The organism is Blastomonas sp. CCH1-A6 (assembly GCF_001556365.1).
Classification (GTDB): Bacteria; Pseudomonadota; Alphaproteobacteria; order Sphingomonadales; family Sphingomonadaceae; genus Blastomonas; species Blastomonas ursincola.
In genome coordinates, this window is sequence record NZ_LSIS01000234.1 from 1 (window position 1) to 10,875 (window position 10,875).

Sequence of the window (10,875 nt, forward strand, 5' to 3'; positions counted from 1 at the left end):
GGAGAGGCAGCGAGACTTGGCGACGAAGGAGCCTAGTCGCAGCGGTGAGGGTGATTGGGCGGCCGCGCGGACTGGCGCGGCATCGCACGGTTCGCACAATCCGGCACGAACACCCCCACCCTACCCTCCCCCATCAAGGGGGAGGGCTTGAGCGACTGTAGCAGTTTGCACTTCGACAATGTCCAAATATTGCGACAAACATCTGTCAAACTTTCTGGACAGGTGCTAGCATCGCACAATGACCCGGCTCTTCCCAGACTGGCCCAGCCATGCGGCATGAACCGATCATCGTCGCGGGCGCGGGCATGGGCGGATTGAGCGCCGCTGCCTTGCTCGCGGCGGCGGGCGAGCCGGTGCTGGTGGTCGAGCGGCAGAAGACCCCCGGCGGCAAGCTGCGCGAGGTGATGGCCGAAGGCCGTCCGGTCGATGGCGGGCCGACGGTGTTCACCATGCGCTGGGTGTTCGAGCGGCTGTTCCAGGACTGCGGCGGCGATCTCGACGCTGCGATCCCGCTCACCCCCGCCAGCCTGATCGCGCGCCATGCCTGGGGGCCGGACGCGCCGTTCGACCTGTTCGCCGATTTGGGCGAAAGCGAATCCGCGATCGGCGACTATTTCGGCGCGCGCGATGCCGCGGGTTTCCGCACCTTCTGCGCCGAGGCGGCGCGCATTTTCAACGTGCTGCGCGAACCCTATTTGGAGGCCCCGGCGCCCACCCCCTTCTCGCTGGTGACGCGCATCGGCCTCAGGCGCTTGCCCGAGACGATGGCGATCCGCCCCTATCAGGCGATGTGGAAGGCGCTGGGCCGCCATTTCCACGACCCCCGGCTGCAGCAGCTGTTCGGCCGCTATGCCACCTATTGCGGATCGTCGCCGTTCGTCGCGCCCGCCACCTTGATGCTGATCGCGCATGTCGAGCAGGACGGGGTGTGGCTCGCCGACAACGGCATGCACTCGATCGCGACGGCCATCGCGGACCTCGCGCGCAGCAACGGCGCGCAATTCCGCTATGACGCGCCGATTGCCGAGATCGTCACCGAACATGGCCGCGCCGCCGGCGTGCGGCTCGAATCGGGCGAGGTCATCCGTGGCCGCGCGGTGGTGTTCAACGGCGATCCCGCCGCGCTCAACATCGGCCGGCTCGGCGAGGCGGCGCGCAAGGCGGTGCCGCCGGTGCCGCCGAAACAGCGCTCGCTCTCCAGCATGACCTGGCTGATGAACGCAAAGACCGCCGGTTTTCCGCTCGTCCGCCACAGCGTGTTCTTCTCGAACGATTATCGCGCCGAGTTTGACGCGATCTTCGGTCGCGGCGCGGTGCCCGAGGCGCCGACCATCTATATCTGCGCGCAGGACCGCGACGACCATAGTGCGCGCGCGCCGCCGGGTCCCGAGCGGCTGCAGCTCATCGTCAACGCGCCAGCCAATGGCGACACCAGGCAAAGTTCACAGGCGGAGATCGACCGATGCGAGAGGCAAGTTTTCGGCTTCCTGGAGGCCTGTGGCCTGACGATCGACCGTTCGCCGGACAATTCGCATCTGGTGACCCCGTCGGATTACGAGCGTCTGTTCCCGGCGACGGGCGGCGCCCTTTACGGCCGGGCGACCCATGGCTGGAAGGCGGCTTTCCAGCGGCCCGGGGCAGCGAGCCGCTTGCCGGGGCTCTATCTGGCCGGGGGTGGCATTCACCCCGGCGCCGGGATCCCGATGGCGAGCCTCTCCGGCCGCTTGGCGGCAGAGCGGCTGCTTGCGGACCTGCCTTCGATGCGGTCGTCCCGCCGGGCGGCTATGCCTGGTGGTATATCGACGCGCTGAGCGACGACGGAAAGCACGGCCTCACCATCATCGCGTTCATCGGCAGCGTGTTCTCGCCTTATTATCACTGGTCGGGGCGCGGCGATCCGGACAATCATATCGCGATGAACGTCGCGCTCTATGGCCCGGGTGGCGGCTGGTGCATGACCGAGCGCGGCTCGAAGCATCTCGCACGCGATCACGACCATCTCGTCATCGGCCCCAGCGCGATGCACTGGGACGGCACCAGCCTGCGCATCGACCTGATGGAAATCACCGCGCCGATCCCGCGCCGGGTACGCGGCACGATCCGCGTCTATCCGCACATGATGCCGCAGACCCAATGGCCGCTCGACCTCGCAGGCAACCATGCCTGGCGCCCGATCGCCCCGCGCGCGGCGATCGAGGTCGACATGAAGAGCCCATCGCTCAGCTGGCGCGGCGAGGGCTATATCGACAGCAATGCCGGGATCGAGCCGCTCGAGCGCGGCTTTTCCGACTGGCACTGGTCGCGCGCGCATCTGGGGCGCGATTCGGTGGTGCTCTATGAAGGCCAGCGCCGCGACGCCAGCCGCTTCGCCATGGGCCTGCGCTTTGCCGAGGACGGCACGATCAGCGAGGTCGAACTGCCCCCCGAACGCGTGCTGCCCAAGACCCTGTGGCGCATGCCGCGCATCACGCGCGCGGATGCGGGTGCACCGGTCGAGATCCGCCGCACATGGGAGGACACGCCCTTCTATTCGCGCACCGCGCTGAAGACGCGGCTGTTCGGGGAGAGTGCCGAGGCGGTGCACGAGAGCCTGTCGCTCGACCGGCTGGAAAAGGGGATCGTGAAGCTGATGCTGCCGTTCCGGATGCCAAGGCGGGGGTGAGGGTGGCTTTTGGGGCCGAGGTTGGTTGCCGGAATGGCGGGGTTTTGGTGGAAACCCGACGCCAACCTTGTTAGTGTTTTGCTTATGTGGACGACCCAAACGATCAAAAAGGGCGCCGTGGCATTCATCGTCATCGCGACCGCAATTTTCTTCGTTGTTTTTATAAGCGCACCGAGAGCCAACAAAACAATTGGCACCCTCCTCCGTCTCGAAGATGTGCCGTCATCACTCGCAAACGCAGAATGTGAAACATGGGGCATGACTGACGTGCTAGCGACATGCGCTTTCGAGATTGACCCGCGGGACTTCGCATCCTTGCTGACCGGTTGGGACTTTAGTCAAATGCCTGCCTCAGGTGGCAGCTACGAATATTCTGGCGGACCAAAGGTTGGGCGCGAATTTCCAGTGGCGGTCGAATTTTCCGTGTCACCAAACGAATTTGAATCTGGCGGCCGTGTCTCCGTAGTCGCGGACAAGGCACGGTCTCGGGTTCAATTGGATTACTACGAGGAATAGCCGTTATGGCAGCAAAGGCGTTGCATGCCGAACGGCAGGAATAATGCGCACCAAGTTGATAGCAGACTGTTGGTGTATCGCGGTCAAGCTGCCACTTTCCACCAACCGCTTGCCTGCGAAGGCAGGCATCCATCTCCTGCTCTTGCGCCAGGCGCAGCGCTTGGGAGATGGGCCCCTGCCTTCGCAGGGGAGCGGGTGGTTTGTGGGGCGGGGTTCGAGATTGCGCCGGGCCTCTTCGCGGCTTCGCGTGAATCAGATTTCTCACGCGAAGGCGCGGAGGGGGCGGGCGTGTTCATCGAAAGGCTGCGCGATGCGCGTTCCCCTCCCTGCAAGGGAGGGGTTAGGGGTGGGTGTGCGGTCGCGCGCATTGGTGAATGGCGGAGCGCGAGGATGACCCACCCCCTGCCCCTCCCTTTCAGGGAGGGGAGTTTTGTGCGGGTCGCGCCCAGCCCATCTGCTGACCATCGAGCGGCATGAGCGCTGCGTGCGCCCCGCGCTAATCTCAGCGGCTATAAACGCCGTCATGCTGAACTTGTTTCAGTATCCATCGTGCCCGATCAGCCGAAGCCGCATGGGGAGAAATGGGCCCTGAAACAAGTTCAGGGTGACGGGCTGGATCAGCTCGGAGGCCACAGTTGGCAGCCGCCGTACCTCAAGCCACCGCCTTCCGCCGCACGCCCGGCGCGGGCGGGTCGACCGGGGCACCGGCAAAGCATTGCGCGATGGCCATCCAGGCGGTGGCATTCGGCCCCGTGACCTTGAGCGCCGTGTCCGCGATGTTGCGCGTCTGCGTCACCACCTGGCAGAATTCGGCCGCATCACCCTCGATCAGTTCGCCGTCCGCCGGTTCGCCGAAGACCCACAGCTCGCCCGACGGCGCGGTCAGGCGAAGCTGCGGCACGGGCTGGGGCGGCTCCAGCTTGCGGTTCTTGAACGTCCAGCCATAGGTGTTGAGCCCGAGCACGCAGATATTCTTCAGCGCATCGCCATTCTCGCGATCCACGCCCAGCACGTCGAAGATCGCCTGGGCATGCGCCCAGCTTTCCATCAGCCGCGCGGTGATCGACGAGCGCGCGCTCATGCTCGGCCCGGCCCAGGGCACGCGCTGCGCGGGATCGGCCTCGGCGAAATCGGCGGCGACCGCGCGATAGGTTTCGGCCCATCGGGCGATCAGCGCCTGGCCGGTCAGCCCGTCGAGCCAGACGCGCTCGAAGCTGTTCAGATCCCCGCCCTTGGCGATGATGCCGCCGACCTGACGCATGAAGGCTTTGAACGCGTCCTCGTCCTTGAGCGAGAGCTGCGCGGCCTGGTTCCAGACGTGCAGATGGCCGATCACGTCGCTGATCGTCCAGCCCTTGAACGCGGTCGGCGTCGCGAGCGTCGCTTCGTCGAGCGGCGCGACCAGCCCAAGAATACGGTCGCATTCGGTGAGGAAATCGGCGGCCTGCTGCATCACAAAAAGCCCTTAAGCTCGGCCTTGAACCGGTCGAACTGGTCATGGTGCAGCCAATGCCCGGCATCGGCGAACTTGGCGAGGCGCGCGTTCTGGAACAGCTCCATCCGGCCATCAGCCTCGGGGTCAGAGGCCCAGCTCTTCTCCCCCCAGCACAGCAGCGTCGGGCAGCTGATGCGCTGCCAGAGCTGGTGCATGTGCTCGGGCGGAATGTCGAGGATCGGCCAGATGCGGATATGCGGGTCGAACTTCCAGCTATAGGTGCCGTTCTCGTTGCGGATCACGGCGTGTTCGCACAGGTGCCGCGCCTGTTCGGCGGTGAGATAGCTGTTCTCCGCGTGCATCCGCGACAGCGCTTCCTCGAAGCTGTCATATTCGCGGTGCTTGCGCGTCGCCTTGGCGCGCTTGTCGGCATACCATTTGCGCCAGTGCTCGTGCACCGGGGTGGCGTTGCGCTCCTCGATCATCTTCGGCGACGGCCCCAGCCCCTCGATCGCGACGATCTTGCGCACCTTTTCGGGATACAGGCCCGCATAGCGCAAAGCGGTATTGCCGCCGAGCGAATGCGACACGATGGTCACCTGGTCATAGCCGAACTGCTCGACCAGCTGCGACAGGTCGTAGACGAAGTTCATGATCGGGTAGTTGCCGTCGGCAGTCCATTGCGAATCGCCATGGCCGCGAAGGTCCGGCGCGATCACGTGCCAGTCGTCCTGCAATTCGCTGGCGATCCAGTCCCAGGAGCGGCAATGGTCCTCGCCGCCATGGACCAGGATCAGTGGCGGGGCGTCAGCATTGCCCCAATCGGCATAATGCAGCCGCAGCCGCTGCGAGAAATAGGTCTGCGAGGAAGGTCCGGTGGCTTTCATGTCCCGACCTTAAGCGGCTTTGTGCGCAAAAGAAAAGTGGCTTTGGGCAACGGGTTCGGGTGACGCTACGGCAGGCTTGGCGGCACGCATCGCAGGCACGAAAAAGGCCGGAGAAGCGCTGTGCTTCCCCGGCCTTTTCGGGTGTCATGGATCGAGAGGATCAATCCAGACGGGCAAGTTCCTTCTTCGAAAGCGAGGTCGTGACCTTGCCTTCGGCGGCGGTCAGGGTCGAGGCGCCGATGCGCACGACCTTGCCCTTGTAGATGACCAGAGCCGAACCGTCTTCGAGAACGCGGGTCACCTTGCCGACGCGCTTGCCTTCGGCGTCGTAGATGGTCTGGTTCTTCGAGATCAGGGCGTCGTCCTGCGCGAAGGCGGGAGCGGCGGTGGCGGCCAGGAGAACGGCGCCGAGCAGTGCGGAACGAAGGTTCATGATGGCATTCCTTTCAATCGCGGGGGAGGACGTTGGCCCTGTATGGGCGGTATTCTTGTGACCGCCATTTAAGTGAGCGATTGATAGGTTTCAATACGCAATGTTGCATTTGCGAATGATATTTTTGCGAGGCTAGATGCAAATTTTGCAATTATTCTGAGGATGTATTGAAATTCAATATGTTAGCTATTCGCGCATCGTTGTGCATCGCAACAAAGTTGCGCTTTTGACACGTATAGCTGGGCTATCAGCTTCGATTCAGGCGTGGTCAAGCGCGCCTACTGCAGCCGGATCGAAGTAGAAGGGCCGGATTTCGGTGACCCGGCCCTGCTCGATCCGAAACGTTTCGGCGAGCGGCATCGCTGCGCGCTTGCCCGTCGCCCTGGACGTCAGATGAAAGGTCACGAGACTGACGACATGGCCATCGCCCGCCGTCATCGCGTGGAATTCGATCTCGGGGTCCTGCCAGTGCGCCATGACGATGCCATGCAGACGCCGCAAGGCATCGCGCCCGCGATAGGTGCCGGCATAAGGCAGGCCCTCGGCCTCGTGAATCACCAGATCGGGCGAGAGCAGCGCCTCGCACGCCGCCCAGTCGCCCGCACCGGCATGGGCATAGACGGCCTGGACGATGGCCTTGAGCTGCGATTCCCCGGTCATGGCCCCCTGCAGCAATCAGAGCTTCAGCATCTGCTTGCCACGATTGGCCCCGGAGAACAGCCGCTGCATCGTCTGCGGCGCGTTCTCGAAGCCGTGCTGGATATCCTCGCGATAGGTCAGCTGCCCCTCGTGCACGAAGCCCGCGAGCCGCTTGCGGATGGCAGGGAACTCCGCCGCCCAGTCGAGCACGATGAAGCCGGTCATCGTCGCGCGGCGGAAGATCAGGTTGAAATAGTTCTGCGGTCCAGCGGGCATCTGCCCGGTCTCGTAGCGGCTGATCCCGCCGCAGATGACGACGCGCGCGCCCGTCGCGATCTGGCTGAGCATGTCGTCGAGGATCGCGCCGCCGACATTGTCGAAGATCACGTCGACCCCGCGCGGGCATTCGCGCTTGATCGCTTCGCGCACGCCGCCCGCCTTGTAGTCGATCGCGGCGTCATAGCCCGCCTCTTCTACCAGCCAGGCGCACTTGTCCGCGCCGCCCGCGATGCCGACCACGCGGCACCCGGCGATCTTCGCCAGTTGGCCGACCACCGATCCGGTCGCCCCTGCCGCGCCCGAGACCAGCACGGTATCGCCCGCAACCGGCTTGCCGATCTTGAACAGCCCGCAATAGGCGGTAAGCCCGGTGGTGCCGAGCACCGACATCATCGCGGTCGGCGGCAGTTCGGGATCGCACGGCACCAGCCCCTCGCCGTCGGAGAGGTGATATTCGGTCCAGCCGGTCGATCCGATCACCATGGTGCCGACCGGGAACTTGCCGCCGTTCGATTCGATCACCTCGGATATGCCCGAACCGCGCATCACCTCGCCGATCTCGGTCGGCGCGACATAATCGGCGATATTCTCCATCCAGCCTTTCTGCGCCGGATCGAAGCCCAGATAGTGCGTCTTCAGCAGCATCTGCCCCGGCCCCGGCGGCGGCAGCTCGCGCGTGACGAGTTCGAAATCGCTGTCCTGCACGGGGCGGCCGCGCGGGCGGCCTGCGATCAGCCATTGGCGGGTGGTGGTCATGATTTGCTCCTGTTTAGGCTCGAATAAGATCCGTTTGTCCCGAACGAAGCCGAGGGACGTCGCGCATACGTCCCTCGACTTCGCTCGGGACAAACGGGAGGGGGTGACTAGGAAGCGTTACCCAATCTGCCGCTCGCCCTCCTGCCAGTAGAGCTTGCGCAATTCCTTCTTGAGCACCTTGCCCGAAGGGTTGCGCGGCAGTTCGTCGACGAAATCGATACTCTTGGGGCATTTGAACCCCGCGATCTGCGTGCGCGCAAAGGCGATCAGATCGTCGGCGCTCACGCTTTCGCCCGCCCTGGTCACGACGATCGCCTTGACCGCCTCGCCCCAGCGGGCATCGGGCACACCGATCACCGCGCAGTCGCGCACCGCCGGGTGGTGGTGCAGCGCGTTCTCGACCTCGGCGGGATAGATATTTTCCCCGCCCGAGACGATCATGTCCTTCACCCGGTCGTACAAATAGAGATAGCCGTCAGCGTCCCGGTATGCCGCGTCGCCGGTGCGGTACCAGCCATCGACAAACGCGCCCGCATTGGCCTCGGGCAGATTGTGATAGCCCGCCATCACCAGTGGCGCGCGCACCCAGACCTCGCCGACCTCGCCCGGCGCGCGGTCCTGCCCGTCCTCGCCGACGATGCGCAATTCGACATCGGGGAAAGGCTTGCCGCAGCCCTTCATCCGGGGCGTGCCCGCGACATCATGGTCCTCGGGAGGCAGATAGACGATCGTGCCGCTGGTCTCGGTCGCGCCGTACATCTGCACGAACTGCGCATTGGGGAACATCTGCATCGAGCGGCTGAGCACATCGAGCGGAATGGGCGACGCCCCATAAGGCAACACGCGCATCGAGGAAAAATCCGCACCCGCAGCATCGGGATGGTTGAGGATCATGTTGAGCACCGCAGGCACCGCGAACATCTTGGTGATGCCATGGCGCTGCACCGTGGCGATGATCGCGGCCACGTCGGGCTGGGCCAGGATCACCCCGGTGCCGCCGCCGTTCAGCGTCTGCATCACCCAGGCGGTGCCGCCGATATGGAAGAGCGGCATCGCCACCAGCGACACGTCGCTCGGCCACCAGGCCGCCCAGTCTTCGCCGATCTTGCGGCCCTGGCTGAGCGATGCGGTGAGGCTGCCGTGCGTGAGCAATGCCCCCTTCGGATGGCCCGTCGTGCCCGAGGTATAGAGCTGGACCGCGACATCCGCGGGGTCCAGCGCGGCCACGCGCTCATCCGGCGCAAAGCCCTGCACCCAGGCGCGAAAAGCGGGCCGTCCCTCGAATTCGCCATCGCTGAGCAGGATCGTCTCGAGCCTGGCCTCGGCGCGCACCGCCAGCGCATTGTCCAGCACCGCCGATTGCGTCAGCAGGAAGCGCGCGCCCGCATCCTGGACGATATAGGCGATCTCGCGCGGGACCAGCCGCCAGTTGACCGCCACCGTCACCGCACCGATGCGCAGCGCGGCGATCAGCAGGATGACATAGTCGATATGGTTGAGGCCGAGAAACGCCACCCGGTCGCCCTTGGCGATGCCGCTGGCCTTGAGCGCGGCGACGCAGCGGCAGGTCAGATTGTGCAGCTCCGAATAGCTCAGGCCTGCATCGTCCTGGATCAGTGCGGTCTTGTCCGGGGTCGTGGCCGCGCCACGCGCCACCATGTCGGCGATCATGCTCATCGCGTCAGCGTGCCATCGCCTGGGCGTAGAGATCGCCATCGGCGGGGTAGAAATTGCAGTGGAATCCGCTCGGCACGCGGAACGGCACGTGCACCCGCGCGATCGGGCCCGAGGCGATGTCGAGCGCGTGGAAGATCGCAAGCTCGCTGCCCGGCGCATTAGCGCGGTGGACCAAAGTCATCGCATAGCCGTCGGCTTCGCCCTCCGGCCCCGTCTTGGCCCCCAGGCGCGGCGCGAAGATCAGTTCGCCGGCAGCTGAACCCTTTCCGAAATGATAGATATCCTCCGCGCCGGTTTGCGTATCGAAACGAAGCACCGCATCTAGCCCCTCGGCCCGGGCATCGCGCGATTCGAGGTTGATATTGGCAAAGGCCTGGCGCGTCCGCCGTGTCATCAGCCGGTCGTCGGGACGCGGGAATTGCAGGTCGCGCTCGTTGATCACCTCCTCGCGCAGCATGTCGGTGTTCGCCTGAAGGTCTATCGTCCAGCGGCGCAGGCTCTGGCGCGTGCCGGCATGCGTCGCGCGCACCCCGGTCTCGTCGGGGAACAATGCGGTACCGTTGGCGGCGGCGACATCGGCGATGATCTTGCCCCCTTCTTCCCAGACGTTGAGCTCGTGGAACATGTGGCGCGGCTCGTATTCGAACCAGCGCACGTCACTGGCACTGCCCCGGCGCGGCATCACCGCGAGCTTCGACGGGCGATCGTTGACCCAGGCGGTCATCGGCCCGCCGCGCATGAAGCGGCCGAGATCGGTGTCGATCGGCAGTACCGGAAACACCACCCAGTTCTCGGTGACGAAGAACGTGTGCATCAGGCTCATGTGGGGCACGGGAATGATCTCACTGTGCGTCAGCGCCCCTGTGCGGTCGATAATGTCATAGCGGATTTCCGCCGCGCCCATCGGCCCGTTGATCATCGCACCGATATTGATCAGCTCGCCGGTGGCATGGTCCAGCTTGGGATGCGCGGAAAAGGTCGTGGAGATCGTCCCACCATAATGCTCCTCGCCGATGGTGCTGAGGTCGCGCGGATGCATCTCCACCGGCGGCGCGCCTTCCATCAGCGCGAGCAGCTTGCCGCCATGCACGATAATGTTGGTGTTCGCGGTATTGTAGCGCTTGCCCTGCACCGAGGGGTCGGCGGTCATCGGATTGCCGAACACGCCGAACAGCCGCTCCCCCGCCGCCCGTTCCAGCTCGAACTTCTCGGTCCGGACCCAGCGGTTGCGCATCGCGACGCGGCCATTCTCGATAAAGAAGCCATAGACCATGCCGTCGCCGTCGAACCAGTGATATTCGTCGCCGCGCGTCGGGTGCAGCGGTTCGGGCCCGTTGCGGTAGAAGACCCCGGCCAGATCATCGGGAATCTCGCCCTCGATCACCAGATCGGGCGCATCGGCCTCGAAGCGGTTCGGGGCATGGTGTCCGTGCAGGAACGGATGCGGGGGAAAGGGCTTGGCCATGTCTAAGCTTTTGCGATCCCGTTGGGCGTTGCAAGGAAAGGCCCGCCGCCCCGATGAAAAGGACGGCGGGCCAGCAAGAGGCTATCAGAATTCCAGCATCAGTTCCGCGCCGAATTGCCGCGGCGG

The 10,875-nt window shown here is 64.8% G+C and carries 10 protein-coding genes; 3 read left to right on the forward strand and 7 right to left on the reverse strand.

Annotation, left to right across the window (positions count from 1 at the left end; genetic code table 11):
- Positions 1-269: 269 nt before the first annotated feature.
- The 3 genes from crtD (at position 270) to AX735_RS10465 (ending at position 3,178) form a co-directional block, all read left to right on the forward strand.
- Positions 270-1,811, forward strand: a complete 1,542-nt coding sequence (crtD, locus tag AX735_RS10455) for a 1-hydroxycarotenoid 3,4-desaturase CrtD (RefSeq protein ID WP_066279465.1) — start codon at positions 270-272, stop codon at positions 1,809-1,811.
- Between the two features lie 47 nt (positions 1,812-1,858).
- Positions 1,859-2,662 (forward strand): hydratase, encoded by an 804-nt coding sequence (locus AX735_RS10460; protein ID WP_082751033.1) that lies wholly within the window; start codon positions 1,859-1,861, stop codon positions 2,660-2,662.
- Between the two features lie 117 nt (positions 2,663-2,779).
- Positions 2,780-3,178, forward strand: coding sequence for a hypothetical protein (locus AX735_RS10465; protein ID WP_156447464.1), 399 nt, complete (start codon positions 2,780-2,782; stop codon positions 3,176-3,178).
- A gap of 652 nt (positions 3,179-3,830) precedes the next feature.
- On the opposite strand, the gene AX735_RS10470 is transcribed toward AX735_RS10465, so the two are convergent.
- The 7 genes from AX735_RS10470 to AX735_RS10500 all read right to left on the reverse strand — a co-directional run bounded on the left by AX735_RS10470 (position 3,831) and on the right by AX735_RS10500 (position 10,749).
- Positions 3,831-4,631, reverse strand: coding sequence for a TIGR03084 family metal-binding protein (locus tag AX735_RS10470; protein WP_066279472.1), 801 nt, complete (start codon positions 4,629-4,631; stop codon positions 3,831-3,833).
- Positions 4,631-5,500, reverse strand: coding sequence for an alpha/beta fold hydrolase (locus AX735_RS10475; protein WP_066279475.1), 870 nt, complete (start codon positions 5,498-5,500; stop codon positions 4,631-4,633). The genes AX735_RS10470 and AX735_RS10475 overlap by 1 nt, the downstream gene beginning before the upstream one ends.
- Before the next feature lie 160 nt (positions 5,501-5,660).
- Positions 5,661-5,933 (reverse strand): hypothetical protein, encoded by a 273-nt coding sequence (locus AX735_RS10480; protein WP_023838530.1) that lies wholly within the window; start codon positions 5,931-5,933, stop codon positions 5,661-5,663.
- Positions 5,934-6,191: 258 nt separating this feature from the next.
- Positions 6,192-6,593: a nuclear transport factor 2 family protein gene (locus AX735_RS10485; protein ID WP_066279478.1), complete on the reverse strand. Its 402-nt coding sequence runs from the start codon at positions 6,591-6,593 to the stop codon at positions 6,192-6,194.
- Between the two features lie 15 nt (positions 6,594-6,608).
- On the reverse strand, positions 6,609-7,607 hold the full coding sequence (locus AX735_RS10490) for an NADP-dependent oxidoreductase (protein WP_066279480.1): 999 nt from the start codon (positions 7,605-7,607) through the stop codon (positions 6,609-6,611).
- 117 nt (positions 7,608-7,724) lie between these two features.
- Complete coding sequence (locus AX735_RS10495) at positions 7,725-9,284, reverse strand: long-chain-fatty-acid--CoA ligase (RefSeq protein ID WP_066279484.1); 1,560 nt, start codon at positions 9,282-9,284, stop codon at positions 7,725-7,727.
- Between the two features lie 4 nt (positions 9,285-9,288).
- On the reverse strand, positions 9,289-10,749 hold the full coding sequence (locus AX735_RS10500; RefSeq protein WP_066279488.1) for a carotenoid oxygenase family protein: 1,461 nt from the start codon (positions 10,747-10,749) through the stop codon (positions 9,289-9,291).
- Positions 10,750-10,875 lie beyond the last annotated feature (126 nt).

What these genes read in the sequence shown, in the direction of transcription:
- AX735_RS10495 (WP_066279484.1), bottom strand. Translation starts at nt 9,284, where the DNA reads ATGAGCATGATCGCCGACATGGTGGCGCGTGGCGCGGCCACGACCCCG.
- AX735_RS10500 (WP_066279488.1), bottom strand. Translation starts at nt 10,749, where the DNA reads ATGGCCAAGCCCTTTCCCCCGCATCCGTTCCTGCACGGACACCATGCC.
- AX735_RS10485 (WP_066279478.1), bottom strand. Translation starts at nt 6,593, where the DNA reads ATGACCGGGGAATCGCAGCTCAAGGCCATCGTCCAGGCCGTCTATGCC.
- AX735_RS10470 (WP_066279472.1), bottom strand. Translation starts at nt 4,631, where the DNA reads ATGCAGCAGGCCGCCGATTTCCTCACCGAATGCGACCGTATTCTTGGG.
- AX735_RS10490 (WP_066279480.1), bottom strand. Translation starts at nt 7,607, where the DNA reads ATGACCACCACCCGCCAATGGCTGATCGCAGGCCGCCCGCGCGGCCGC.
- AX735_RS10480 (WP_023838530.1), bottom strand. Translation starts at nt 5,933, where the DNA reads ATGAACCTTCGTTCCGCACTGCTCGGCGCCGTTCTCCTGGCCGCCACC.
- crtD (WP_066279465.1), top strand. Translation starts at nt 270, where the DNA reads ATGCGGCATGAACCGATCATCGTCGCGGGCGCGGGCATGGGCGGATTG.
- AX735_RS10475 (WP_066279475.1), bottom strand. Translation starts at nt 5,500, where the DNA reads ATGAAAGCCACCGGACCTTCCTCGCAGACCTATTTCTCGCAGCGGCTG.